The organism is Micromonospora gifhornensis, from assembly GCF_016863515.1.
In the GTDB taxonomy this organism is placed as follows: Bacteria; Actinomycetota; Actinomycetes; order Mycobacteriales; family Micromonosporaceae; genus Micromonospora; species Micromonospora gifhornensis.
The window spans coordinates 299936-324840 of record NZ_BOPA01000014.1 but is presented as its reverse complement, the minus strand read 5'-3'; the positions used below and the strand labels follow the sequence as shown (position 1 = coordinate 324840).

Annotated in this window: 25 protein-coding genes; 6 read left to right on the top strand and 19 right to left on the bottom strand. The window is 70.2% G+C overall.

Annotated elements, in window-relative coordinates:
* Positions 1-31: 31 nt before the first annotated feature.
* The 3 genes from Vgi01_RS09675 to Vgi01_RS09665 all read right to left on the bottom strand — a co-directional run bounded on the left by Vgi01_RS09675 (position 32) and on the right by Vgi01_RS09665 (position 4008).
* The gene (locus Vgi01_RS09675; protein WP_204290762.1) at positions 32-691 is read right to left on the bottom strand and encodes a response regulator transcription factor; all 660 of its coding nucleotides are present in this window, start codon (positions 689-691) and stop codon (positions 32-34) included.
* The gene (locus Vgi01_RS09670) at positions 688-2865 is read right to left on the bottom strand and encodes a sensor histidine kinase (RefSeq protein ID WP_204290761.1); all 2178 of its coding nucleotides are present in this window, start codon (positions 2863-2865) and stop codon (positions 688-690) included. The genes Vgi01_RS09675 and Vgi01_RS09670 overlap by 4 nt, the downstream gene beginning before the upstream one ends.
* A gap of 132 nt (positions 2866-2997) precedes the next feature.
* Positions 2998-4008 carry a peptidoglycan-binding domain-containing protein gene (locus tag Vgi01_RS09665; protein ID WP_102658706.1) on the bottom strand — a complete coding sequence of 337 codons (1011 nt, stop codon included), beginning with the start codon at positions 4006-4008 and terminating at the stop codon, positions 2998-3000.
* A gap of 167 nt (positions 4009-4175) precedes the next feature.
* Here Vgi01_RS09665 and Vgi01_RS09660 point away from each other — a divergent pair, with 167 nt between their 5' ends.
* Positions 4176-5243 (top strand): DUF2855 family protein, encoded by a 1068-nt coding sequence (locus Vgi01_RS09660; RefSeq protein ID WP_204290760.1) that lies wholly within the window; start codon positions 4176-4178, stop codon positions 5241-5243.
* A gap of 127 nt (positions 5244-5370) precedes the next feature.
* Entirely contained in the window at positions 5371-5862 is a 492-nt protein-coding gene (locus Vgi01_RS09655) for a DinB family protein (RefSeq protein WP_204290759.1), read from the top strand.
* Positions 5863-5904: 42 nt separating this feature from the next.
* Here Vgi01_RS09655 and Vgi01_RS09650 read toward each other — a convergent pair whose 3' ends face one another.
* The 4 genes from Vgi01_RS09650 to Vgi01_RS09635 all read right to left on the bottom strand — a co-directional run bounded on the left by Vgi01_RS09650 (position 5905) and on the right by Vgi01_RS09635 (position 10288).
* Complete coding sequence (locus Vgi01_RS09650; RefSeq protein WP_204290758.1) at positions 5905-7476, bottom strand: nucleotidyl transferase AbiEii/AbiGii toxin family protein; 1572 nt, start codon at positions 7474-7476, stop codon at positions 5905-5907.
* 148 nt (positions 7477-7624) lie between these two features.
* Positions 7625-8734, bottom strand: coding sequence for a peptidoglycan recognition protein family protein (locus Vgi01_RS09645; protein ID WP_204290757.1), 1110 nt, complete (start codon positions 8732-8734; stop codon positions 7625-7627).
* Positions 8735-9030: 296 nt separating this feature from the next.
* Positions 9031-9588 carry a hypothetical protein gene (locus Vgi01_RS09640; RefSeq protein ID WP_204290756.1) on the bottom strand — a complete coding sequence of 186 codons (558 nt, stop codon included), beginning with the start codon at positions 9586-9588 and terminating at the stop codon, positions 9031-9033.
* 22 nt (positions 9589-9610) lie between these two features.
* Positions 9611-10288 (bottom strand): hypothetical protein, encoded by a 678-nt coding sequence (locus Vgi01_RS09635; RefSeq protein ID WP_204290755.1) that lies wholly within the window; start codon positions 10286-10288, stop codon positions 9611-9613.
* Positions 10289-10401: 113 nt separating this feature from the next.
* Between Vgi01_RS09635 and Vgi01_RS09630 the strand changes: the two genes are divergently transcribed.
* The 4 genes from Vgi01_RS09630 (at position 10402) to Vgi01_RS30555 (ending at position 11989) form a co-directional block, all read left to right on the top strand.
* On the top strand, positions 10402-10905 hold the full coding sequence (locus tag Vgi01_RS09630) for a MarR family winged helix-turn-helix transcriptional regulator (protein ID WP_204290754.1): 504 nt from the start codon (positions 10402-10404) through the stop codon (positions 10903-10905).
* A gap of 49 nt (positions 10906-10954) precedes the next feature.
* Positions 10955-11407 (top strand): Rrf2 family transcriptional regulator, encoded by a 453-nt coding sequence (locus tag Vgi01_RS09625; protein WP_239088856.1) that lies wholly within the window; start codon positions 10955-10957, stop codon positions 11405-11407.
* Entirely contained in the window at positions 11404-11733 is a 330-nt protein-coding gene (locus Vgi01_RS30560) for an NIPSNAP family protein (protein WP_239088855.1), read from the top strand. Before Vgi01_RS09625 ends, Vgi01_RS30560 begins: the two co-directional genes overlap by 4 nt.
* 85 nt (positions 11734-11818) lie before the next feature.
* On the top strand, positions 11819-11989 hold the full coding sequence (locus Vgi01_RS30555) for a hypothetical protein (RefSeq protein WP_239088854.1): 171 nt from the start codon (positions 11819-11821) through the stop codon (positions 11987-11989).
* Positions 11990-12000: 11 nt separating this feature from the next.
* Here the strand turns inward: Vgi01_RS30555 and Vgi01_RS09615 are convergent, their stop codons facing one another.
* The 12 genes from Vgi01_RS09615 to Vgi01_RS09560 form a co-directional block, all read right to left on the bottom strand.
* A complete protein-coding gene (locus Vgi01_RS09615) occupies positions 12001-13197 on the bottom strand; it encodes a low temperature requirement protein A (protein WP_102658716.1) in 1197 nt (398 codons plus the stop codon).
* Positions 13198-13308: 111 nt separating this feature from the next.
* Positions 13309-14343, bottom strand: a complete 1035-nt coding sequence (locus tag Vgi01_RS09610) for a methyltransferase (protein ID WP_204290753.1) — start codon at positions 14341-14343, stop codon at positions 13309-13311.
* Positions 14340-15500 (bottom strand): aminotransferase class V-fold PLP-dependent enzyme, encoded by a 1161-nt coding sequence (locus Vgi01_RS09605; protein ID WP_233196863.1) that lies wholly within the window; start codon positions 15498-15500, stop codon positions 14340-14342. The genes Vgi01_RS09610 and Vgi01_RS09605 overlap by 4 nt, the downstream gene beginning before the upstream one ends.
* On the bottom strand, positions 15497-16759 hold the full coding sequence (locus Vgi01_RS09600) for a tryptophan 2,3-dioxygenase (protein WP_204290752.1): 1263 nt from the start codon (positions 16757-16759) through the stop codon (positions 15497-15499). Before Vgi01_RS09600 ends, Vgi01_RS09605 begins: the two co-directional genes overlap by 4 nt.
* A 71-nt stretch (positions 16760-16830) precedes the next feature.
* On the bottom strand, positions 16831-17517 hold the full coding sequence (locus Vgi01_RS09595; RefSeq protein ID WP_102658720.1) for a tryptophan 2,3-dioxygenase family protein: 687 nt from the start codon (positions 17515-17517) through the stop codon (positions 16831-16833).
* 202 nt (positions 17518-17719) lie between these two features.
* Positions 17720-18970, bottom strand: a complete 1251-nt coding sequence (locus Vgi01_RS09590) for a vWA domain-containing protein (RefSeq protein ID WP_204290751.1) — start codon at positions 18968-18970, stop codon at positions 17720-17722.
* Positions 18967-20211, bottom strand: coding sequence for an AAA family ATPase (locus tag Vgi01_RS09585; RefSeq protein ID WP_204290750.1), 1245 nt, complete (start codon positions 20209-20211; stop codon positions 18967-18969). The genes Vgi01_RS09590 and Vgi01_RS09585 overlap by 4 nt, the downstream gene beginning before the upstream one ends.
* 70 nt (positions 20212-20281) lie before the next feature.
* Positions 20282-21685: an amino acid adenylation domain-containing protein gene (locus Vgi01_RS09580; protein WP_204290749.1), complete on the bottom strand. Its 1404-nt coding sequence runs from the start codon at positions 21683-21685 to the stop codon at positions 20282-20284.
* A 163-nt stretch (positions 21686-21848) separates the two neighbouring features.
* Positions 21849-22208 carry a nuclear transport factor 2 family protein gene (locus Vgi01_RS09575; RefSeq protein ID WP_204290748.1) on the bottom strand — a complete coding sequence of 120 codons (360 nt, stop codon included), beginning with the start codon at positions 22206-22208 and terminating at the stop codon, positions 21849-21851.
* Positions 22209-22280: 72 nt separating this feature from the next.
* Positions 22281-23099: a MerR family transcriptional regulator gene (locus Vgi01_RS09570; protein ID WP_204290747.1), complete on the bottom strand. Its 819-nt coding sequence runs from the start codon at positions 23097-23099 to the stop codon at positions 22281-22283.
* 106 nt (positions 23100-23205) lie between these two features.
* Positions 23206-24045: an SDR family NAD(P)-dependent oxidoreductase gene (locus Vgi01_RS09565; protein ID WP_204290746.1), complete on the bottom strand. Its 840-nt coding sequence runs from the start codon at positions 24043-24045 to the stop codon at positions 23206-23208.
* Positions 24046-24120: 75 nt separating this feature from the next.
* The gene (locus Vgi01_RS09560; protein ID WP_102658724.1) at positions 24121-24873 is read right to left on the bottom strand and encodes a TioE family transcriptional regulator; all 753 of its coding nucleotides are present in this window, start codon (positions 24871-24873) and stop codon (positions 24121-24123) included.
* Positions 24874-24905: the final 32 nt, after the last annotated feature.

Here is a 24905-nt window from a genome sequence, read left to right as displayed (position 1 = left end):
GGCCGCCCACGCCACGCCGGAGCCGTCCGTCTCAGCGCCGGCCGAGGCCCTGTTCCCGGGCCCGCACGATGGCCTGCGCCCGGTCGCCGACACCGAGCTTGACCAGGATGTTGGACAGGTGGTTGCGCACAGTCTTCGGGCTGAGCGCGAGCCGGTGCGCGATGGCGGCGTTGTCCAGCCCCTGCGCCACGTGGTCGAGGATCTCCCGTTCCCGGTCGGTGAGCTGCGGGAAGGGCACCGGGTCGGCGCCCCGGACGAAGAAGCCGACCGCCCGGGCGCCGATCTCCGGACCGAGCAGCAACTCGCCGTTGGCCACCGCCCGGACACCCCGCTCCACCTGCTGCGGGGCCGCGCCCTTGAGCAGGTACCCCGACGCGCCGGCCCGCAGCGCCCCGAACAGCGAGTCGTCGTCGTCGAACATCGTGACCACCAGCACGGCGACCTCGGGATGCCGGGCCCGGATCAACCGGGTGGCCTCCACCCCGGAGCGATCCCCCAAATGCAGGTCCATCAGGACGACGTCCGGGAGGCGACCGCCGACGAGGTCCAGCGCCGAGTCCACGTCGACCGCCTCACCGACACACTCGATGCCGGTCAGGGTGCCGAGCAGCGCGGTCATGCCGAGCCGGAACACCGGATGGTCGTCCACGACGACGACCCGGATCGGTCGCTCCGGCTGCTCCCGGCTCACCGGATCCTCCCGGGCAGCAGCAGCCGCACACGGGTACCCGGACGGACCGGCCGGGTGTGCAGGGGACCGATGCTCAGCTCGGCGTTGATCCCCTCCGCCCGCTCCCGCATGGAGCGGGTGCCGACCCCCACCGCCGTCCCGGGCGCAATGCCCCTGCCCTCGTCCACCACAGACACCTCCAACCCCTCCGGCCCGTTCGTCACCTCGACCGTGCAGGAGTCCACATCGGCGTGCCGGTGTACGTTGCGGACCGCCTCGGCCACGATGCCGTACACCGCCGTCGCCACCGGCTCGGGAAGGTTCACCTCCGGTGCGCGGACCCGCAGCAACAGCCCCGCGTCGGCGTAGCGCTGCCGTAACCGCTCCAGCGCCGGCTGCAACGCGCCGTCGTCGAGCAACGGAGGCAGCAGGTCCCGGGCGTTGTCGCGCACCGCCACCGTCTGCCGGTCGACCTCGGCGACCAGTTGTTCCAGCAGGTCGTCGGCCGCCGCGACCGCCGGCAGGTGCCGGTGCGGACGCAGCATGTTGCGTCCGGCGGCGAGCCCCAGGGACACCCCGCTCAGCACCGGACCCAGGTCGTCGTGCAGGTCCCGACGCAGCTTGCGGCGCTCCTCGTCGCGCCCCCGGGCCAGTTGCAGCCGCGACCGTTCCAGGGCCTGCTGGGCGACCGCCAGTTCGGCGAGCGCGGCCAGCACCGGGGCCAGGTCGGCCAGGACCGAAGCCGCCCGGCCGGCCACCCGCTCACCGGTACGTGGCCACGCCCGCAGCACCCCCACCGACCGGTCGCCGGCGACCAGGCGCATCGTCAGCGGCGACACCGTGCCCGACGTCGTCGACCCGTGGGCCCGGCCCGGCCCGGTGACCGAGGCCGACGCGATCGACCCGGTGGCCGGCACGGCCGATCCGGGTCCGGTGGACGGCGGGGACGAGGACGCACCGCTCAGCCACTGCGCAGGAACCCACCCACCCGGGTTCCCGGTCACCGTGATCGTCACGGTCGCCAGCCCCAACGAGTCCGCGATCCCATCGGCAACCGCGTCGAGCATCTGCATCCCCGCCTCGACGTCACGCAGCCGCTCGGCGACCTGACGGATCAACGGTTGCCCGCCGTCACCGTGCACCAGCCGGTCAACCCGGCGCTGCACCCACTGGCGAACCGGGTGGAACACCGCCGCCAACGCTGCGGTCGTCAGCACCTCGGGCAGCACCGAGGTGGCCGGCAGCAGGCTGCCGAGCGTCACCACCCCGAGGGCGTACCCGCCGATCAGCAGGCCGGTGGTCAGCGCCCACACCAGGGTCCGCCGGACGGTGTGCGCAAGCCCCCACAGCCGCTGGCGCAGCACCAGCACCAACACCGACGCGGGGAGGAACGCCAGCGCGGCGAGCATCAGCAGCGGCGCGACCGGAACCCCGCGCGGCAGGACCGGGTCGAGGGTGGACCCCAGCAGGGCCAGCGCGTGCAGCAGGGTGCCGACGGCGAGCCACCCCAGGCCGTACCGCTGCCACGGGAGAAGGGCACGGCGGCGGGCCAGCACCCCGGCGGTGGCGGCGAACCCGAGCACCGCGAGAACGGCCGGCAGCCCGGGTCCGAGCACCACTGCCAGCGTGTCGCGGACCGGCCCGACGAGTTGGTCCGGTACCCACCCGTACCGCACGGTCGACAGGAACACCTGCGCCGCGACGGCGACTCCCACGGCGATCCGGACCGACCGACCCACCGGCCGCACCGGGAGCAGCCACGGCAGCACCACGACCAGGGCCGACCAGGCCGGTACGACCCCGGCCCCGGCGGGGGGTATCTCCGGTGCCCAGAGGGACGGCCAGTGCTGGGCCGAGGCCGCCCACGCGGCGGCCGCCGCCGAAGCCGCTGCGCCCACCCCGATCAGCGCGGCGAGCCCAGCCGCCGGGTGCGACCGGCGCAGCAGGGTCAGCCAGGCGACCAGCCCGAAGCCGGCGCCGGCGGTCAGGTCGACCAGCCACCAGAGCAGGCCCGATCTCCAGGGGGGTGCGGCGATCGTCCCGGCTACCGCCGCGCCAAGGGTGAGCCCGCCGGTGACGGCGAGTACCAGCCACGCCACGACCGGACGGCCCCGTTCGGGGTCGGCCATCGCCATCGCGTCCTCCACAGCCGGGCCGCCGGCCGGGTCCGGTCCGGATCCGGTCGGGTCGGTCACGCCGCACGCATCATGCCTCACCGTCCGACCTCCCCGGCACCGACGATCCACCGTTGCGACACCATCGCGCCCATTCGGTCCCACCGCCGCCCTGCAGCGTCCGGTCACCGTCGGCTCGGCCGGGGGCGAGGGTCAGTAGGTCACTCGCACACCCATCTGTCGCCACGTCACGGGGCCGACCACACCGTCCACGGTGATCCCACGCATTCCCTGGTACCACCGCACGCCCGATTCGGTCTTCGCGTCGAACGAGCCGGTCGCCGGCCCACACCGCCGCTCGCCGACGAATCGCTGCACGAAGGCCACGTCCTCGCCGGTGCTGCCCCGACGTACGGTCCGCGAACCGGGCTGGCGACCGGCCGAGGGCGGGGCGGGTGCGGTCGCCGCCCGCAGTGCGGCGAGGGTCTGGGCACCGACCACACCGTCGACGGTGAGCCGCTGCGCCTTCTGGAAGTCGCGGACCCAGGATTCGGTCCGGGGCCCGAAGTCACCGTCGACGACGAGGTCACCGCCGAGCCGGCCCGCGAGGGTCTGTAGTTCCCGCACGTCGCTGCCGGTACTGCCGCGGCGCAGCACCCGGTCGCCGAGTTTCGGGACGACCGCGTCGGCGATCCCCCAGCTCCGGGTGCTGGCCTCCAACGCCCGGTCGTGGCTGACACTGACGTGCAGATGCCGGTCGTGGGGGTTGCTGCCGGTGTACCGGGCGGCGGCGAAGTTGCGGGTCCGGCTCCAGATGGTCCGGTCGAAGATGACGTACTGGGTCGAGGGGTGGACGATGCACCGGCGAACCACCAGCATCGGGTCGATGCCGTCCCGGTCGATGTCCAGGGCGTTGACCGACCCGTTGTCCGCGTCGGGGTTGTGGTCGGACCGGGTGCCCTGATGCGCGGCGTCACCGATCCAGCCGTCCGAGGTCCGGTCCCGCTTCGGCCAGCGCCGGTCCACCTCGTCGCGCAGTACCTTGAGCGTCGGCGCGAGGTGGTACGCCGCCCGCAACCCTGCCGGGTCCTCCGCAGCGGGCTCCGGCTCCGCCTGGTCCTCGTGGTCGAAGAGATCGAAGTCGACCGCCTCCCCGACATGACTTTCCGGGTCCTCGTCCTCCAGCAGCGTGCCTGCGACGGGTTCGTGACGTGCGCTCTCCACCGGTTCCTCCTGTCGGCTCCGGCTGGCGAGTCTGTGCGGGCCACAGACCCAGGCACCAGGGACGACTGTCCCGGGTGACCGGGACCGGGCCGGCGAAAGGCGGGTGAGTGGGATTTTGCACTCCCAGTGCACTTGTCTCCGGGTCGGCGGCTGCCTAACGTCACAGCATGGCTGACTCGTGGACCTTCGCCGTGGCCCGTGACGACCGCGCCCGCACCACACTCGTCGACAGCCCGATGCCTGCCATCGCCGACGGACAGGCGCTGCTGCGGGTGGACCGCGTCGGTCTGACCGCCAACAACGTGACGTACGCGGTGCTCGGCGACGCGATGCGCTACTGGGAGTTCTTCCCACCCGAGGCCCGAGGGCTCGACCGGCAGTGGGGTCTTCCGCCGCTGTGGGGCTTCGCCGAGGTGATCGCGTCCACCGTGGCCGGCGTCGAGCCGGGTCAGCGGGTCTACGGCTACCTGCCGCCCGCCGGCCATCTGGTGGTACGCCCCGAACGGGTGGACGCCACCGGGTTCCGCGACGCCAGCGCGCACCGGGTCGATCTGCCCTCGCCGTACAACGCGTACCGGTCGACCACCGGCGACCCCGCCTACCGGGCGGAACAGGAGGACCTGCTGATCCTGTTCCGGCCGTTGTTCTTCACCTCGTTCATGCTCGCCGACCAGATCATCGACAACGACCACTATGGCGCGCAGTCGCTGGTGCTGTCGTCGGCGTCGAGCAAGACGGCGTACGCTGCCGCCTTTGAACTGCACGGCCGCGGACCGCGCCTGATCGGGCTCACCTCCCCCGGCAATCTGGCGTTCACCCGGTCACTCGGCTGCTACGACACGGTCCTCACCTACGACGACATCAGCGCCCTCGACCCGGTCCCGACCGTCTACCTCGACCTGGCGGGAGCACCCGCCACCCGACGTGCGCTGCGCGAGCATCTCGGCGACCGACTCGTCCGGGACATCGCCGTCGGGCTCACCCAACAGACCCCCAACGCCGACGCCGCCGGGCAGGTCTTCTTCGCACCGGTGCAGATGCGCAAGCGCAGCCGCGACTGGGGCCGCGACGGCCTCGACGAACGGTTCACCGCTGCCTGGCAGCGATTCGTGCCGGTGCTGAACAAGTGGCTCGACGTGCAGATCGGCAACGGTCCCGAGGCGCTGCGGCACGCCTGGCTCGACGTCCTCGCGGGCCGCACGCCGCCACGGGTGGGCCACGTCGTCCAACTGTGAGCCCGGCCTTGCCGACCAGTGGCCCTGCGCCTCCACGACCAGACGCACGGTGACAACGCGTGCCGTTGGGAGCGCCCAGGTCGGTGGCTTCCCGAAGAGTGTCGGTGTCGGACGCTAGCCTGCCGGCGTGGTGACCATCGATATGGAGAAGGCGGCGCTGTGTGAGTTCCTCACGTATCAGCGTGCCGTCATCCGAGCCATCCTGGCCGATCTGGACGAGACCTCGCTGCGAACGCCCGTCCTGCCCTCCGGATGGTCGCCGCTCGGCCTGGTGGAGCATCTCGGGCACGCCGAGCGCCACTGGTTCCAGGAGGTCTTCCGTGGCGCGGCGGAGCCGTTGCCCTGGCCCGACGAGCACACCCCGCTCGTCACGACTCGAACGCCGTCCCAGGTCTTCGGTTTCTATCGCGACCAGTGCGAGATCTCCGACGCGATCATCGCGGCGGCTCCGTTGACGGCGACACCGGTCGGCCGACATCCGGAGGAGCCGCTGGCGTCGCAGACCACCGATCTGCGACGGATCGTGCTGCACGTCATCGAGGAGACCGCTCGGCATGCCGGTCACCTGGATGTCGTGCGCGAGCTGCTCGACGGGCGCACCGGGCTGGGACCACGCTGAGCCGTGCCGGGCCGTGCCTGCCGCCGAGCCGTTCCGGTTCGGTCAGGTCCAGGCCTGTTCGAGGGCCAGGGCCAGCCGCTTGGTCCACTGCTCGACGGTGCCCGAGATACCGGGGTACTCGTCGGTGAAGTTGGACCAGTCGACCTCCCAGGACAGCACGGTCTCGGCGGTGAAGGTGTCGGCTTCGGCGCCGAGTTCCGGTCGAATGAGTTCGCGGACGAGGGCCTGATCGGCGCTTGTGTGTTCGGCGAGCAGGACCGCGTCGTAGAGGTCCTTGCCCTGCGGGTATGAGTCGGTGGCCAGCCACAGCAGCTTCCACGCCAGCGCCAGCGGGGCCGGCGCGGCCAGCAACGGCTCGTCGACGCCGGGCAGGATCAGCACCTCTGGTGGGAGAGGCAGTCGCTCACCGAAGACGATGTCGATCTGTACGTGACCGTCCGGCGCCTCCGGGGTGCGAAACGGCACGAGCAGGCGGCGTCCGTCAGCACGTTCGTACGTCCAGATGGCGGATTCGGTGATGTGGTCCGGTTGCAGGCCGCCGCCGGGTGCGGTGCGGACGGCGGTCTTGATGTCGTCGAGCAGCGTGCGGGCGTCGGTGCTGTCGCTGGTGATGGTGTGCGGGGTTACGACGAAGTCGAGGTCGCCCGGGTCGCGGGCGGCGTCGCCGACCCAGGCCGCCATGGTGACGCTGCCGCGCAGGACCAGATGCTGAGCCCAGGTGGTTGCGGCGATGGCCGCCAGGAGGTGATTCATGGCGGTACGTCGGGCGTCGGTCCACAGCTGGCCGGTGGCCGCATCCAGGAAGTCGGGTTCGCCGGCACGGTAGGCGTTCGGGTACTGCCTGAGGGCGGGGTCGAAGGCCGCCCGCTGGCGTACGGTCGGGCCGGCGGGTAGTGGCCGGTAGGTCGGTGGGTAGTCCGGGGATCCGGCTGGCGCGTACCTCATCCTGTGCTCGCGCTTCAGTACCCAACCGTTCGCGCCCGGCTTCGGTGAGTCCAACCAGCCATGGTCGTGGTGCAGGGCGCTGTCGAAGACGACGTATTCCTGCTCCACTGTGGTCGGCTCGTGGCCCGCGGCTCGGAGGGTCTCGACGAGCTGGTCCAGCCGATGCCGGGCCGTGGCGAGCCCGACACCGTGACAGCGCTGGTTGACGAACCGCTCCTGCGCGCCGTCCGCAAACTCCCGGCGGGCGTTGCGGGACAGCCGCGCCCCGTGTGGCGCGACAAGTTCGGTGAGAGCCACCAGATCCGCGACCGCCGTGCTGGGTAGCAGCAGTTTGACGTGATGCTCGAAGTACCGGCCACCCGGCTCGGCTGCCGCCTGCTTGTCCGACTGCGGTACGCCGGCGCACCACGGTGCCGCCTCGATCTTCGAGCGGCATGGGTGTATCCCCACTGCGCGCAGTTCGCGTACCCAACGCTGCACCGCGTCCTGCTGCTCAGCCAGGGTGCCTCGCCCGCTCAGGGTGAGCATCGGTTGAGAGGCGTAGGTGCCACGGTCGAGCACGATATGGATGAACTTCACGCCATGCTCGCCGGCGAACGTGCACAGTTCCTCGGCCTGATGAGCGTGAACCGTGATGTGGATTTCGAAGTCCCCCGACACCTCAGGCATCGGCGGAGTCTATGGCAGGGCCCGCAGGCAGCAGAACTCGATTACCGGGCGAGGCAGTGAGGCGGCGGATGCGAGTTGCTCATCAGCGCCGCCTCATCGTTGCCGCTGTTGCCGGCCACCGACCCCGTCTCGGAGTACGTGAGAAGGGTCAGCGCAGGAGGCTTGCCACCCTCTTCCGGAGCGCGGGCAGCGCCGGGTAGAAGGCGTTGCCGGGGCATTCGGTGGCCAGCCAGTCCCGGTGACCGGAGATGGTGTCGACCGCCAACTGGATGCCGCTGACCGGGTTGACGAAAGTTGTCGCGGCCCGTGGGTCGAGCCGCTGTACGGCACAGATGCCGGCGAGGACCTTGGTCAACGCCGACCGGGCCGCTGCGGTCGGCTGCTGGCTGGTGAAGTCGCCGAGCAGTGCGATGCCGAGGTTGCCGCTATTCATGCCGCCGACATGGGCGGCGCTGATCATCAGCGGACGGCCGTCGGCACCGGCCGGTCCGAACATCGGCTGCGAGTCACTGCCGGACGCGCGGCCCTCGTAGACGGTGCCCGCCTCGTCGATCATCAGGTGATAGCCGAGGTCCCCGTAGCGGTCGAGGTCGAACTGGTACAGCCCTCGGACGAACCCGGCCGGGTCCGGGTCGTCGTTCTGGCCTGCGGTGTGGTGCACCGTCACGGTCTGTACGGGGAAGAACTGGTCGGCGCCGAACTTCGGAGTACCGTCCGGGTTGAACCGCAACGACTCGTCGGCCCCCCAGGCTGCCCGGCTGAGGTATCGCACCGGCACGACCCGGTCACCGATCGGCATTCCTCGGCCCGCACCGGCGAGTCGCAGTTCCCGCAGCCCGTCAACGGTGTTCACCTCGATGATCTGCACCGCGTCGGCACCACCCGCGTCGAGTTCGTAACCGGTCGCCAGTGGGGCGGTGATCAGGGCTGCGTGGCCGCCCACCTCGGCATCGTCATGACCGCCGTCGCAGCCGTTCACCATCTGCCAGGGCGCCCATCCGGAAGTCGTCCGGAAGCGGATCCGCAGAGGGTTGTCACCCGCCCAGCGCACTCCCAGATGGCTGACCGGGAACGAGGTGCCGCTCACCCGGCTGCCCGCACGCATCCGGCCTGCCTGTCGCGACAACGTACGCGGGGCGGTCTGCCCGCCGGTCGGCGTCGACTCGGCCGAGGCCGAACCACGCATCATCACTGCGGCCAGCGGAAGCGCGGCAGCGGCGAACGCTCCGGCCGCCAGGGCATTTCGTCTGGTTACCATCGACGGACTCCTTCGAGTGGGTGACTTCCCGTTCGCGGCGCAGGTCGGTCACGCTGGACCAGCCCTGCCAGCACTACACAAGCCCGAACGCATCGCCCGGTTTCATCTGAATACCCGGTATTTAGATGGGCGACCGAGGCTATTCCGCATCGGACAGTCACGCAAACCCCCGACGGATATTCCTACGCACCATCACCCCACCCGCACTCGCCGCAACCTGGCGGTGTCGAGGCCTTACGCACGAGGCCGGCGGAGGCAACGTCAGGTGACAGCGGACGGCTGCGGCGCACGTCGGATCAGGATGATGCTGTACTCGTCGCGGTGACGAACAGCAGCGCGGCGGCGACGAACCCGATGCCGGCGTGCCACCGGGCGATGACTGCGGTACGAATGCCGGAGACCGAGAACCCGACAAGTGCGGTGGCGAGGAAGACCTGGTTGAAACCGAACAGGGCGGTGTGCAGACCCCACAGGCCAGCAACGCCGCTGGGCTCGTGCCGGGCGGCGGACATCAGGGCGAGGCGGGTGGCCTCGACACTTGTGAACACCACCGATTGCATGAGAACGCCGGCCAGACCGACCAGGGACCACGGGTCCGTGCGGCCTCGCTCGTCGCGTCCGAGGCAGACGCACACCCCGACGGCGAAGAACGTGGCCAGCAACCAGGCGGCCGGCAGGAGCGCCGACGCCAGTCGCAGCGACCCGGCACCGGCAGCGAGGACCGTGGTGATCTCGTCGACGGATGCCGCTTCGGACGGGGTGGGAAGACCCGCTGCGGCCAGCAGGACGTTGGCCGCGACCAGGATGACGACGAAACCTGTCCCCGCAACCCCGGCAAGACGAGGGAAGCTCATGAGGGTCGACCTCCGTTCGACGTTACGCCGACGTGTGCACGAGCCGGTGGAAGGCGGGTAGCGCCCGCATCCCGTGGGCGTCGAGGCGGGCCCGCACGAAACGGTGGAAGCTCGGACGCGTGAGTTGCCCGACCAGGAAACGGATCGGCCCGGCCGGCAGTCGCACATAGTTCACCAGGGCGAACGGCGAAGGCTCGGTGGGCCGTAGGGCGGTGGAGTTGTCCACTGCGGTCTTCGTGGTGTACCAGCCGGTGACTGATCGCCAGACGGCTTCGGCGTCGGTGCCGGGCGCGGCGGTGAAGTGGTTGAACAGGAACACCCCGTCGGTGCGGGCCTCGGTGTCGCCTATCCGGGCCACGTTGACGCCGGCCAGGAGCTGCTCGCCGTCGACGGCCGAGACCTCGCCGCAGGCGCGCACCGCTTCCAGGTCTTCCACGTGCTTCGTCCGGATGAGCATCGCGAGGTCGTAGCGGGGCGCACCGGGCAGTGGCGGGATGAACACCGCACGGAAGACGCGTACGGACGCCACGTCCGGGCGGCGCAGGAGTACGGGGACGGCCTGGACGAGCCGCGCCGCCGCCTGTTGCCGGCGCGCGGTACGGGTGTAGACGGGTGCCTGTCGCGGGGGCTCGGCCTGGAAGCCCAGATAGATGAATCCGTGTGGTTCCGGCTCGACGAACTGGGGCAGCGGGTAGGACATTCGGCATCCTCTGGCGTAGACGGGACAGTGCGGTCAGCCTCACCCGAACACCAACTGCGGAGCAGTGGTAACTGTTACCGTACCCGACAGTCAGGAAGGCGTACAATAATGGGGTGGCTGATGATCTCGCACCCGGCACGGACCGGCCGCTGGCCGGCCGAGCCAACTTCCTGCTCTCCCAGCTCGGGTTCCACACCGCGCAGACCTTCGCAACGCGACTGGCGCCGCTGGGCATCGCACCGAATCACTTCGGGCTGCTCATGCACCTTGAGCGCGGCGAAGGAAGCACCCAGCAACAGCTCGCCGACGTGCTCGGCATCCACCGCAAGGTCATGGTCGGACTTCTCGACGACCTTCAGCATCGCGGGCTGGTCGAACGTCGGCGACACCCCACCGACCGCCGCGCCCACGCCATCCACCTGACCGACGCAGCACGCGCCCTGCTCCCCCGCGCCCGCAGGATCGCCGACCAGCACGAGGACGAGATCCTCACTCCGCTCGACGCCGACGAACGCGGACATCTCATCGCCGCCCTGCAACGGCTCGCCGAGCGCACCGGACACCCGGCAGGCGTCCACCCGGGTCTACAGAGCAGCGCGAGATCAGCGACGCGATAACCCCGGCGGCAGAAACCAACGCCGGACGTAACAAATATGGTTGCTTTTGGTGTCGCCGACAGGCGAGACTGTCGGGGTGGCGGCCAACAGCAGGGTGACGATCGCGGCCCACGCGTTGGCGTGGTTGGAACTGGCCAGGCAGCGCGGTCGTGAGGTGCTCACCTCTGACGAGGTGGCGGCCAGCATCAACACGAACGCGGTCATCATCCGACGCAGCCTCGGTGACCTGCAGCGGGCCGGCCTGGTGACGGCACGCCGCGGCAACGGCGCCGGCTTCTCCCTCGGACGGCCGGCAGCAGAGATCACGTTGCTGGACATCTGGCTCGCCGTCTCGCCGGAGCCACTACTCGCCCTGCACCACTCCGAACCGAACCTGGAGTGCCCGGTCGGACGCGGCATCCGCCCGGTGCTCACCGACCTGTACGACGAAGCGACCGACACGTTCCGGGCGACGCTGGCGCGCTGGACCGTCGCCGACGTCCTGGAAAGGATCCTGGCATGATCGTCGAATTACGCCGGTACACCCTGCGGGCGGGACGCCGCGACGAACTGATCGACCTCTTCGACCGCGAGTTCGTCGAAACCCAGGAAGAACTGGGGATGGCAGTGCTGGGCCAGTTCCGCGACCTCGACCGGCCCGACCAGTTCGTGTGGCTGCGCGGATTCGCCGACATGCCATCGCGCCGGACCGCCCTGACGGCCTTCTACACAGGACCGGTGTGGGCGAAACACGGACCAGCGGCGAACGACACGATGCTCGACTTCGACAACGTACTGCTGCTCCGCGAGATCGTCGCGGTGCCGGTACTGGACCGCGGCACCCGTTAATCCCGACTCGGTCCTGCACGCGACGATCTGGTACGGCAACGGCCCTTTCCTCGATCCCACGCACAGCTCGACGGAAACCCTGGCCGTGTTGAAGACCGAGTACAGCGCGAACAACTTCCCTCGGCTGCCGGTCCGCGAACAGGAGCACGCCCTGGTCTGGCTCACCCGGTCACCCCTACCGGCAGAGCCTCCCGCAGCGGTGGTCACGACCGAACACCTCCGCCTCAGCCCCACCCACCGCTCCACCCTTCACTGACATACGCTGACTCAGATGGATGGTGCGGGCTTCTTTGGTGGTCTTCGATGGCCACGCGCCGTCTCGTACGCGACGAGTGCGATGAGGACGAAAGTCGTCGCCGCCAACGTGACCTCCGGCAGCAGGTGTGGCGCTATGACGGAGAGACCGGCGAGGCCGAGGATTCCCATCAGTCGGGGCCAGGTCGCTCTCCCGAAGATCACGTACTCGAAGGCGGAGCGCCCCGCCAGGAACAGTGCTGGGCCGCCGGTTATGGCGGCGACCCAGGATGTCGGCGTCCGCTCGAACGGATGCTCGATGGCCAGAGTGAACCCGACAGCCGTCAAAAGAATCCCGGCGACCATCGCCATATGGGCATAGGCAGACCATTGGCTGAGGCGGTGCGGGTTGCCGGAGACCGCGATCGCCGGGGCAAGTTGGGATCCGGCTTGGTATATGTAGAGCCGCCACATGAGGGCGGCGCTGGCGAACGACAGCGCGAGCACCACCGTACGCCTGGGCGTGAACGCGTCATAACCCGTGTTGGTGAAGGTCAGACCCATGATCAGGACGATCTCCCCCAGGGCGATGAGGAAGACCTGTCGGTAGCGCTCGGCGAGGTGAGTCGCGGCGAGTTCCAGCGCCGGCCCTAACGCCCGGCGCGATCGCCACGGGGTTGGCCAGCGCAGCAACGCCGAGACATAGTCCACGGCCAGGGCCGCCAACCACAGGCCACCCCTGGCCCAGCCTTCGACGAATGCCCCGGGAATCCAGAACAGCGTCGAGATGACGGACCAGAATCGGGCGCGCAACACATGGCGCAGCAGAGTGGTCCCGCGCGCGGCTCCTGCACAAAACAGAAAGCGTCCAAGGTTGATCGCGCTGAACGTGATGGCGAAGAACAGACCATTTCCATCGAAACCCTTCGGCACCTGGATAGCCATCAGCAGAATGCCGAACATGACCAGGATCACGTACCACTGGACGGACGCGCGCTGTGGGTCGAACTGATCCGTCATCCACGCCGTCAGTACCCAGACCCACCACAGCGCCAAGAACAGCACGAGCGCTTCGAACCCACCCTCCAGGGTGAGGTTGTCGATCATCAGGTGGGTGAGCTGGGTCAGCGCGAAGACGTACACCAGGTCGAAGAAGAGTTCGATGAACGCGGGCTGCTTCGGGGCTTCTCGCGTGCGCAACAGCGGGCCGGCTGTTGTTTTCTCGTCCATTGTTGACAAAGCCCTCGCATCAAGAACATTTCCTGCGTCCGTTATATCGGAAGTCCGGATTTCCCGACCCTGAACGAGGAACTCAGCTCTGATGCGTCAGATCGCTCGGATTCACACCCGGCCGGGCTGCAAGGGCTTGTACGCGATGACGAGTTCCCATGTGCCCGGCAGCACTGCCACGTCCTGGAAGCCGACCTCGGTGAGCAGCTTGGTGTAGAAGTCCGCCTCGCGGAGTCGGCTGACGCTGCTGTCGACGCCGATCAGGAAGTAGCTCCAGAAGAACTGCATGGCCAGCCGGTCCGGGGTGCGGAACTCCTCGCAGATCAGGATCAGCCCGCCCGGCTCCAGCGCCGCGTACGCCTGCTGGACCAGTTCGCGGGCCACCGCGTTCGGCCAGTCGTGCAGGACCCGGACGAAGGACAGCGCGTCGTAGCCGCCCGGTAGGGGTTCGACGAAGAAGTCGCCACCGACGAAACCGAGCCGGTCGGCGTGGCCGCGGGCGTCGCGGGTGGCGGCCACCAGTGGTGCCACCGCTGGCAGGTTGTACACGTCGGCACGCAGGTTCGGCGCGGTGTCGAGGATGTGTGCGGCGAGGGTTCCGTCTCCACCGCCGACGTCCAGCAGCCGGTGCCGGTCCGACCAGAGTCGATCCGAGTGCCGGCGTACCGTCTCGATCGCCGGTCCCAGGCCGAGGGCCATGCTGCGCTCGAACTCGGCGGTCTGTTCGGCAGTCTTCGGCGGCCAGGCGAACCCGTCGTCGATGCTGACCTCACCCCGCAGGCTCTCGGCCAGCCGGCCGTGCAACTGCCGCCACGGGTAGCGGTCTCTGTCCCGCTCGGTGGCGTCGGGACCGACCACCGCGTTGACCGCGTCGCGCAGCCCCGCCACGGCGCGGTAGCTGGTCGCACCGATGTCGTCGTCGGGCTCGTCGCGGGTCAGCAGGCCGAGGCTCTCGATGCAGTCGAGGAACTTGTACAGCCGTAGTGGAAGCACTTCGAACCGGGTGGCCAACGCGTCGAGGCGGACCGGTCCGGCCTCCAGCGCGTCGAGCAGTCCCAGGTCGAGTGCCGTGTGCAGCACGTCCGTGGCCTTGGGGCCGTTGACGAGCAGGCTCATCAACGCCCGGGGCGAGAGGGTGACGGTCACCGGTGCAGCTCCTCTTCCAGCGCATCCATGAACAGGTCGATCTCGTCGAGGGTGTTGTAGACATGCGGGCCGACCCGCAGGTAGCCGCGCCAGCTGCAGATCACGTCCCGGGCGGCCAGCCGCTGCTTGACGGCCTCACCGTCGGGGACATCCAGGCACACCACGCCCCCTCGGGCGCTGTCGGTGGGGCTGACCGCCGTGATGTCGGCGGCTTCGGCCCGGTCCAGCAGCCGCCGGGTGAGCGCCAGTGAATGCCGCCGGATGGCGTCGGCGCCGACGTCGAGCAGCAGGTCCAGGCCGACCTGGGAGATCAGCGAGGTGAGTGGGTACGGTGTGCCGCCGGCGAAGCGACGGATGCCGGGCGCCCAGCCGGGCGAGGGTCGGAATGTCAGCGCGCGGTCGCCGGCCTGCCAGCCGGTGGCCGCCGGAGTCAGCAGTGGCACCAGGTCCGGCCGGACGTAGAGGAACGCGGTGCCGGCGCCGCACAGCCACTTGTGGGATCCGCCCAGCACGACGTCGACGTCGAGCGCGGTGACGTCGAACGGCACCACCCCGACGGTCTGGAAGGCATCCACCACCACCAGCGCACCCACCTGACGGGCTCGGGTCACCAGCCGGGACAGGTCGACGGTCGCACCGGAGGTGAAGCTGGCGTGCGGCACACACACCAGCAGGGTCCGCTCGTCGATCCGGGCTTCCAGAGCATCCTGGTCCAGGTGGGGGCCGCCGGTGCCGACCACGTCGAGCTGCGCGCCATATCGGCCGTACGCGCGGAAGATGAACGGCACCGTCGGATAGTCGAGATCCGTGATGACCACCCGGTTGCGGGGCGGACGGTAGTCGAAACAGGACGCCACCCGGGCCAGGAACGTGCTCAGGTTCGCATCGGTGAGCACGCTGCCCGGCGGCGCGCCCAGCAGCGCCGCCACCGAGTCGGCGTACCGGTCGAGGCCGACGTGCCAGTCCTGCCAGACGTCGTCGCGCCAGGTGCGCAGCGTCTCCCAGTAGTCGTGCAGCACCCGCTCGACGCCCCTCGGCGCGGCGCCGGTGGAGTTGCTGTTCAGGTAGACGCAGCTTTCCAGCAGGGGGAACTCCGCGCGCAGGGCGGCGTGTGCGGCGGCGTCGAGGCACCGGGGGCTCTGCTCAGGTTGGCTCACGCGCAACGCCTTTCGTCCGTCTCGGGCGTGGCGGCATCTGTGGTGACGGCGGCGAAGACCGGTGCGGTGCTGACCGCCGCCAGGTAGGGCGTGCCCTCGGTGTAGCCCGTGCCGGACCGGGCACCCAGCATCCGCACCGCAACCCGCAGATGGGTACGACGCCACTGCGTCAGGGCACCGGCGAACGTGGCCATCCGCCGTGCCACCAGGACCGCGTCCGCTCCGGTGAGTCGGCCGTCGGCAACCGCCCGCCGGTACGTCTGGTCCACCGTCGGCTGGCCGTCGCGTACCCGGGCCTGCACCTCCGGCACCGACTGGTAGGCGACCGAGTCCAGCCGGCCCACCTCGGGCGTACGACACAGCGACTCGACCAGCTTGTAGGAGCGGGACTGGATCGCGCTGGCTCCCTCCGTGTACTGCCGGAAGGTGCGGAACGACTCCGGCTGCATGGTGGCGAGCAGGGAGAAGAGGGGACCTGCGGTGCGCAGCAGGTCACCCGCGTAGCCGAGCCGGTCGGCGGCGAGGGCCGGCGTGTCCCCCGCCAGGGCCGCCACCGCCGCGCGAAGTTCCTCGGCGACGCCGGCGAAGATGCACTCGTACGCCTGGAGCACCCGGATGAACAGGTACTCGTCGTGTGTCACATGCACCGGCAGCATGCTCAGCCGCAACGACGGATCCCCCGGACAGACCAGCTCACGGGCGACGGCGAGCAGGCCGGCGGTGGTAGTGGCCGGGGTGCCCGCGCCGACCGCCTCGATCACCCCGAGACGAGCCATCGCAGGGGCGACGGCTCGCACCCCCAGCCGGCACCGTTTGGCCACCAGCACCGGCCCGGGCCTGCCCTGCGGAAGCAGCCCGGTGGTGTGCGCGGCGGCGGCCAACTCGAACGCCAGCGTGTCGGCGACGAGGCGGACGAGGAGCCGGTCACGGGTCCGCCGCCCGTCACCGGCCTCCACTGTGGGCGGATCGTCGGCATCATCCGTTAGTCGAAGCAGCCGCAGCGCCAGGTAACTGCGATAGTCGTAGCGGCCGTCCCACTTGTCGAGTGCGACGTCCAGGAAGTCGGTCAGCTGCCGGGTCGCGGCGTCGCCGCTGGTGGTGGCCCGGCCGGCCACTGCCTGCCGGGCGCTGTCGAGCAGGGCGAGGAAATCCTTCTCGACAAAGTGTTTACCGAGCCGGTGAAATTCGGCAAGCACCGGCGAGTAGGGAAAGCTGTGCGGTTCACTCGGGCCGGACAACCAGGAAGTCAACGCACGCACATGCCACCCCTCAAAACGTGGAAAAGACGAACCACACTGCTGCCGACCGCAGATCCTGGGTTTGAGCAGGGTTATTCGTCGGCGGTGAGGCTCGTCCGTGCCTGCCACAACTCGGGAAAGAATCGGTGCCCGGCGAGTTTCGCCAGCATGTTCGCCGCGCTACCGGGGCTGCCGGCCGGCCGATGACCGCCAATTCGCAGGGCCACCTGGTAATGGCGGACCCGCCACACCGACACCCGCTCGTCCCACTCCACCATCGCCTCGGCGAGCCGGTGCAGCGGATCCGACGCATCGGTCGGGCACAGCGCGGTGGCTGCGATGCCGCGGGTGGCGAGTTGCTCGTCGAACGCCCGGCCGAGCTTTCGGCTGGCGCCCTGGACCTCGCGCCAACCAGGCGATTCCGCACCGGAGCCGTTGCCCAGCGCCGGCTGCATCGCCTGGAAATCCACTGGTGACAGGTATCGCAACATCTCCAACTGGTCGGTGATCAAGCGGACGGCGAGCGTCGCCCGGACCAGGAACGCCTCCGCCGCCGCCAACCGCCCTGCAGCCACCTGTGCGGTCGCCTCCGCCAACTCCGCTGCCGCCAGTTTGAGCCACAACTCGGTCGACTGATGCACCACCTGGAAAAGCAGTTCGTCGCGGTGTATGACCTCGTCCGGCGACCGCTGTAAACCGAGCAGCGCATCGATACGCATGTAGCGCGCATAGTCCGTAGCGCCCTGACCTGGCAGGACAGGCGAATGGTCGTGCTTCACGGAATAGCCCTCCGTCTGGGCGCTGGCGCCGAGATCAACGTCGTGTACCGGCGGTCATCATCCAACGACGGACAGCAATGCGCCAGCCCTTGGTCGCAATGAGTTTCACACCAATCGACTCACCGTGATTTGCGCCACCCACCCGCCGACGCACACTTAGTGCCGCTGACGTGCATCGATGTAGTGAGCGTGGCGGGCTGGCTCACCGGGCGGTGGGAGCGGATCCGATGGTGACCACGCGCGCCCACTGCGGCGGTGAGTCCGGCACGTAGTCGGGGTCGTCCTCGTCCCACCGCCTGGTCCGCGGAAACAGCCCCACCACGGTTCGACAAGGCGGGCGTGAGGTCGGCCAGGGTGTCTGCCCGTCGGTCAGTACGACGATGACATCCGGGCCCGGCCTGTCTCGAAGTGCCCTGGCGAAACCGGCGCGCAGGTCGGTACCGCCACCACCGATCAGGGGGATGTCCTCGGCTTGACACGTTGCGCGTACGACCTGGGGTGCCGCGTCACAGGGCAGCACGCTGACCAGGTCGCGGCGGCCACCCACGGCCCGGGAGATCGCGGCGACCTCGAGCAGGGCGCTGCCGAGCTCGGCGTCGCTGACCGAGCCGGAGGTGTCGATGACGACGCATACCCGTGGCGGCCGGCGTCGCAGCGCCGGCAGGACCACGCCCGGTGTGCCGGCGGAGCGCCGCGACGGCCGCCCGTAGGTGTAGTCCTCCCCCACACCGGGCGCGGATACTGCCGAGCGGACCGCGGCTCCCAGGAGTTCCCGCCACGGCTGCGGTGGATGGAACGCCCGTTCCGCCCACCGTCGCCAGCCCTGGGGGACGTCACCAGGTCGACCGGTGATGCCCTCGGCCACCCGGAACCGCACCGCGTCCCGTTCCTGCGGGCTGAGGGCGTGCGCGCCGTCCGGCCCGAGGTCCCACTGCCGTTGCCGTCCGTCGGCGCCGCTGCCACAGTCCAACCAGGCCAGATGCTGCAGCCGCGGCCCGAGCCGGAACTGCCGCAGATAGTCCTCCATCAGCTGGCCCGCGGGCAGCAGCAGGTCACCGGGCTCGACAGCGCCTTCCGGGCGGGCGAGCCCGTCGCCGAAGATGTCGTCGTTGATCTCGCAGTCCGCAGCGATGTTCATCCTCAGCCGCTCCCCCGGCCCGGTCAGCCCCTGTTCCCGTGCCACCCGATCGCTGCGCCCGTGGTGATCACGCAGCAGATGCGAGACCTCGTGCACCCACACTCCGGCGAGTTCCTCCACGGGTGTCCGGTCCACGAACCTCGGCGAGACGTAGCACCGCCAGTGCGGATCCACCGCCATCGTCGGCACCCACCGGGACTCGACCACGTGCAGGGCGAACAATGCCGTCGCCAGGTACGGCCGGACCCGGGCGGCGTGCAGCCGGGCGGTGAAGAGCTTGTCCCGGTCCAGCGTGTCGGCCTGGCCGGTGCTCATCGGCCGGTCCCCGCGACCGCCGCGACCCGGGCCGCCGTCCGGTCGGCCCGCCGGGACACCGAGACCGCCCCGGCGAGCTGCTCGATCGACGCGGGCACGTCCCAGCCTTCCTGACGCAACCGGGCGAGAGTGGACGCGGGCACCACCACCAGATCCGGGGCACCTGTCCGCAGCGCGCGAACCAGCACGTCCCAGGCCGCGTCCCAACGGGCCCGCTCCGGACGTCGGCGTACCGCCTCCACCACGGCGTCGAGGACGGCCTGACGCAGATCGCCGCGCTCGGGCAGCAGGGCGGCGTCCGGGTCGGCGAGCAGCACCTCGGGGTCGGGAAGGTCCATCCGATCCAGGCTGGCCAGCAACTCCAGTCCGGGACCGTCACCGACGGCACCTCGGACCAGCAACGACAACACCTCCCGTGAGCAATCGGCTGCGGTCGCGAAGGCGATCAGGCGCAGCGTCATCTCCCAGCTGCGCGGTGACGGCCACGGGCCGCCCCGACCGGCCTCACCGGCGGGCAGCCGGTGCACGAGCGCCGGGCGTGCCGACAGCAACCCGCACACGGCACGGCGTGCGAAGGTGACGGCCTCCGGCAGCCGCTGCGGATCGAGCCGCGGCAGCACCGCCCGGGGCCAGGTGCCGCCCAGCCCTCGTACGACGATCTCGTGGTCGTGGGTCCACTGCAGATGGACGAAGCGGTTCGCCAGCGGCGGGCTCAGCTCCCAGCCGTCGGCTGCCGAGGATCGCGGATTGGCCGCCGCCACGATGCGGACTCCGGCCGGCAGGCGCAAGCTGCCGATCCGCCGCTCCAGCACCAGACGGAGCAGAGCGGCCTGCACCGCCGGCGGGGCGGTCGACAGTTCGTCCAGGAACAACAGTCCGCGACCGGCGCAAACCAGGCGCACCGCCCAATCCGGCGGTGCCATCGGCACGCCCTGGTTCGCCGGGTCGTCGCCGACGACGGGCAGCCCCGCGAAGTCGGACGGCTCGTGGACACTGGCGATCACCGTCGTGAGTGGCAGGTCGAGGGATGTGGCGAGCTGCGTCAGCGCGGCGGTCTTGCCGATTCCCGGCTCACCCCACAGCAGCACCGGCAGGTCGGCGGCCACGGCCAGGGTCAGCGCCTCCAGCTGCGGGTCGCAGCGGATCTCGGTGCTGGTGTCGGCCAGCAGCGCGAGCAGGTCGGCGGCGACGTCGAGTTGCGGCATCGGGGTGGGGTCGATCGAGGTACGGGTGGAAGACATGTGTGATCACCTTGTGAGGTCGTCGTGGCTCGGCCCTGGGCCGAGTGAAGGGGAAAGGCGGTCCCGCAGGTCAGCGGGCGATCGCGTGACGTGGGTGTGAGCGGCTGGCCCGCTTGGGCTGCCAGTCCCGGGAGCAGGTGGCAGGTCCCGACCCGATCAATCCGGCGCGGAACAGCCCGTACGTGATCCGCCGCGACGCGGCGTTCTCCAGTTCCTCCCGCAGCTCCCCGTGGCGCAGCAGCGCATCGGGTCCGAGGAGGGCCTCGACGGCGGCCAGCGCGCCGGCCGTGTCCCCGTGGTCCAGTCGGGCACGGATGTCGGGAAGACACTGCGGGCTGCGGTGCGCCTCGTCGATTGCCCGCAGGCAGGCCAGCGGGTGGCCGGTCAGCGCGGCCAGCAACTCCTCCCGGCGGATCTCCGCCGGGTCGTGGTCGAGGGGTGTGAGCACACCGTCCACCAGGCCGATGCGGTGCCAAACGCCCCGGCAGGCCACGGGACGGGGCGCTGCTTCCGGGCCCGGGGAGGTCGGGGTGGCGGACGGTCGGTGACCGGGCACGAGCGCGGCGGCCACCAGCGGGTGCAGCCGGTCGACCTCGATCAACCCATGACGCAGCAGTTCCACATCCGGTGGCGTCCAGGTAGCCGCGTCGGGCAGCACCGGCACGCCGGGGACACCACCGGCCCGTGCGGCCTCGCCGAGGCGCGCCGCAGGCGGGTGTACGTCCGTGCCCGCCGCAGCGACGTCCACGACCAGACGACGCCGAGGGCCGAGCCGCACCACCACCGAACCGTTGGCGCGGCCCTCCTGCCGGAGCAGCAACGTCGCCTCGGCCACCCACTGGTCCACCGCGTAACCACGTTCCCGCAACGCGTCCCACGGCAGGTCGGGGCGCACCGTTGCCGCGTTGTCGGGGGCCCACGACGGCAGACCCGAACGGGTCCGCAACTCGTCGGTTCTCCGCGCATCCCACAGATGGCGATGCAGGTCCAGACGGAAGCGACGGTCCGGGCGCGGATGCGGATGCGAGCTGTCGGTCCTGTCGGAGAATTCGGCGGCCCACAACGCCAGGCTGATCCGCTGGCCCGCATCCGCCCAGGCCGGTGGAGTCCGGGCGACCAGGTGCACCGGTTCGGCACCGTCGTGTTCCGCCGGGCCGTACCGGGTCAGCGAGATGGTCAGGCCCGGGCGCAGCAGTCCGTCCGGAGCGATCCTCGGCATGTGCCAGCGCAGCAGATCCGGCGCGAGGTGACGGAGATCGGTCCGCAACCGGGTGGCCAGTTCCCGGCCGTGAGTACGGGCAACGGCGCGCAGGTCCAGGTCGACGTCGACGCGGGCGGCGGCGCACGCCCCGGCCCAGTCACCGACGTGACGACGCGCAGTCGCGGCTTCGATCATGGACGGCGGTACGGCGTACTCACGTACGCGCCGCCAGAGGGAGAGACGGGAATCCGCGTTCGCGGTCGAGGAGAGCATCAGCACTCACCTTGTGCGAACCGGGCCCCCAATCTGAGAGAAGGTTTCATCGCGGCGGAGCATAACGTCCGCCGCGGGCTACGCCAAGACCCGATGTCGATCCGGGCACTGCCGCCCGACCCGCCCGCCGCACACCCCCGCTCTCCTGTCGGGACGGTGTCGCCTACGGTGCGATCGTGAGCCGGGTGATCGAGTCACCCTCCAGGGTGAACCGGTAGTGCAGGTCCGCCGCGCCGCCCGGGAAGTTCCCCTCCAGGTGTTGCAGCACATCGAACTGGGCCTCACCGGTCCGGTGAGCGCCGACGAATTCCGTGGTGTACGTGTACTGGCTGCCGGCGTTGCTCAGCCAGCTCCGGATGTCGTCCCGGCCCCGGTAGGTGTGGCCCTCGTCCGTCACCACCGCGTCCGCGGCGAACGCGCGTACGGCGGTCTCGGTGTCCCGGGCTTCGTGAGCGCGAAGGTACTCCGTGATCACGGTCGGCAACTCGGCCCAGGTGACGGCAGCTTCTCGATCTGGTGTCATGTTCATACCCCCCATGGTCAGGTCTCCCCCGGCGAGAAGGTCAAGTGCGCCGCTGCGGCGCCTCGGCCTGCGTCAGTCGGGAGTGAGTCGGAAGACCGGCCACCCGATCTCGGTACGCCACCGCCGGGCGTCCCCGGTGTCACGGGGACCCGCCAGGTATGTTTCGTGGACGGGCCCGTCGATGCCCAGGGCGTGTGAGACGACCCAGTCCCCCAGCCGGCCGTAGGTGACGTCGATGTCGTCGTGCGGGCCCGCGTGGACGGTCACGGCCAGGTCGGTCGCCGGGAACTCGACAACCTCCATCCGGCCGCCGCCGTGCGGGCTGCGGACCGGTCGGAAGACGGTCATGACGCCGACGCCGTCGGTGAACAGTTCGTTGGCGTACCGGCCACCGGGCGGCCCGGCGCGTTCGGCCGGCGGGAAGGCGGCATCCAGCTCGTCCATGGCCGTGTCGAACCAGGCGAGTGAGTCCTCGATCCGGACCGTCGCGCTGATGGCGACCACCGTCCGCGCAGGCACGGAACGCAGCTCGACGTCGAGTGTCGCGGCGTCCGGTTGCAGCAGCTGGCGCAGGGACACCACCGCCGCGCGCGTACGGTCGAGCTCGGCCTCGAGCCGGCGCAGGTGACCCGCGATGAGCTCGGCGCGCTGGTGCGGATCGCCGGTCGTGATGATCGACCTGACTTCGGCAAGCGGCACGTCGAGCTCACGGAGCCGATGGATGACCTGCGCCGTCGCGATCTGGTCGGGCAGGTAGTACCGATAGTTCGTGTGCGGATCCACAGTCGCCGGCACCAGCAGCCCGGACTCGTGATAGCGCCGCAGGGTCCGTACGCTCAGCCGCGTCACGGTGGCGAACTCGCCGATGGTCAAGCCCTTGCGCAACGTCACGGTGTCATCCTCGCGCCTCCCCCGGGGAGAGGGTCGACATTCGGCGTTTCGACGGTCTCCCGCGCGGTCGCCGACCGGGCAGCAGATGCCGTACCCCGACGGCCGGTCAGGCGGCCGGGAAGTCGGCTCCCCGGGACAGCGCTTCGCAGGCGCGGATGTCGTCGAGATTGCGTTCGAGCGTGGCGACGGCCGTGTCGAATCCGTCGCTGCCGAGCACGAGTCGGTGCGGGGGCGTGGCCTGGGCCATCGCGGCGATCACCGCCTGCACTCCGCGTTGCGGGTCACCGGGCTGCTTACCGTCCTGATCGATCATGGCAGCGCGTACCTGCTCCAACATCGGCAGGTACGCCGGGATGGTCTCCGCGACGGCTTCGTCGGCGAAGCCGGCGTAGGCGCGGGTACGGAAGGCGCCCGGCTCCACCGCCAGCACCTGGATGCCCAGCGGCGCGACCTCCGCGCGCAGCACCTCGGTGACGGCTTCGAGCGCGAACTTGGAGGCGCTGTAGTACCCGAATCCCTCGATACCGCGCAGCCCGGCCACCGATGACATGTTGATGATCCACCCACTGCCTCGGGCACGCATTCCGGGCAGGACCGCCCGAATGACCGAGAGTACGGCAAAGAAGTTCAGCTCGAACATGCGTCGGACGTCGGCGTCCGCCATGCCCTCGATCGATCCGAACCAGCCGCGTCCGGCATTGTTGACAAGCACATCGATGCCGCCGAAACGGTCGTCGGCAGCACGCACGGCCTGCTCGACGGCCTTGGTGTCGGTGACGTCCATGGGCAGGATCAGGACGCGGTCGCCGTATCGCCGGGCCCACGGGTGCAGCTCGTCGGGCCGCCGCGTCGTCACCGCCACCTGATCGCCGTTGTCGAGGGCGGCCTCTGCGTACGCGATGCCGAACCCGCCCGGGGTGCCTCCGGTGACAAACCACGTCTTCATGCTCATTCCACTCCCCCGTTGACGGCACCGGACGCCCATTGGCTGGCGTCCGAGTGCCTGCGTGAACTCGTGCCTTCACCCGATTCTGAACGCTCCCCGTGCGGGAGAGTCCAGCGTCTCGATGTGATCGGCGAGCCGGGCGGCCCCGGTGAGCAGGGCACGGCCCCGCGCGGTGAGCTGGTCCCGCCACTGGCGCAGCGACGCGGCGAGCGGTTCGGCACCACCGGCTTCGCGTACCCGACGCAGCACCCCGGCGATGTGGTCGAGCCGGTATCCGCCGCGACGCAGCAGGTGCGCGAGTTCGGCGTCACGGACATCGTCCGGGGAATAGACGCGGTAGCCGGTGGCCGCGTCGCGTACCGGCCGCAGAATGCCGGCCCGCTCCCACTTACGCAGGGTCGCCGGTCGTACGCCGAGCCGGTGGGCCAGCACACTGATCGGTACGGCGGTGCGGCGCTGCGGTTGCGGCGGCGAGCCGGTGAGCGTGGCGACGGCCGCCTCGACCGCGTCGAGGGTTTCCCGGTCGCGTTGCAGCAGCGCATGGCTGTGGTCGATGGTGCGCAGTGCCGCGTCGATGTCGCCACGGTTGACGGCACGCATGATGTCGCCGCTGGCCGCGTAGCCGTGGCCCGCAATCAGCGCGAGGTAGGCGCTCAGCGCGGTGGCGTGCACCTCGGTGAACCGCCGGTAGCCGGTCGGGCTGCGCTCGGCCGGCGGCAGGACGCCGTCTCGTTCGTAGTTGCGTACCGCCTGCGCGGAGAGGCCGTGACGGCGGGCGAGGTCGACCGGTCGGCGTACCCCTGGGTTGGAGGGTTTCGTGGCGGTCACCGTGCTCCATCGCTTGAAAGCCTCAATCGATG

Excerpts from the sequence above, each read along its gene's own strand:
- Vgi01_RS09660 (WP_204290760.1), top strand. The coding sequence starts at position 4,176 with ATGGCTGACTCGTGGACCTTCGCCGTGGCCCGTGACGACCGCGCCCGC.
- Vgi01_RS09650 (WP_204290758.1), bottom strand. The coding sequence starts at position 7,476 with ATGCCTGAGGTGTCGGGGGACTTCGAAATCCACATCACGGTTCACGCT.
- Vgi01_RS09645 (WP_204290757.1), bottom strand. The coding sequence starts at position 8,734 with ATGGTAACCAGACGAAATGCCCTGGCGGCCGGAGCGTTCGCCGCTGCC.
- Vgi01_RS09640 (WP_204290756.1), bottom strand. The coding sequence starts at position 9,588 with ATGAGCTTCCCTCGTCTTGCCGGGGTTGCGGGGACAGGTTTCGTCGTC.
- Vgi01_RS09635 (WP_204290755.1), bottom strand. The coding sequence starts at position 10,288 with ATGTCCTACCCGCTGCCCCAGTTCGTCGAGCCGGAACCACACGGATTC.
- Vgi01_RS30560 (WP_239088855.1), top strand. The coding sequence starts at position 11,404 with ATGATCGTCGAATTACGCCGGTACACCCTGCGGGCGGGACGCCGCGAC.
- Vgi01_RS09615 (WP_102658716.1), bottom strand. The coding sequence starts at position 13,197 with ATGGACGAGAAAACAACAGCCGGCCCGCTGTTGCGCACGCGAGAAGCC.
- Vgi01_RS09590 (WP_204290751.1), bottom strand. The coding sequence starts at position 18,970 with ATGAGCACCGGCCAGGCCGACACGCTGGACCGGGACAAGCTCTTCACC.
- Vgi01_RS09585 (WP_204290750.1), bottom strand. The coding sequence starts at position 20,211 with ATGTCTTCCACCCGTACCTCGATCGACCCCACCCCGATGCCGCAACTC.
- Vgi01_RS09580 (WP_204290749.1), bottom strand. The coding sequence starts at position 21,685 with ATGCTCTCCTCGACCGCGAACGCGGATTCCCGTCTCTCCCTCTGGCGG.
- Vgi01_RS09575 (WP_204290748.1), bottom strand. The coding sequence starts at position 22,208 with ATGACACCAGATCGAGAAGCTGCCGTCACCTGGGCCGAGTTGCCGACC.
- Vgi01_RS09565 (WP_204290746.1), bottom strand. The coding sequence starts at position 24,045 with ATGAAGACGTGGTTTGTCACCGGAGGCACCCCGGGCGGGTTCGGCATC.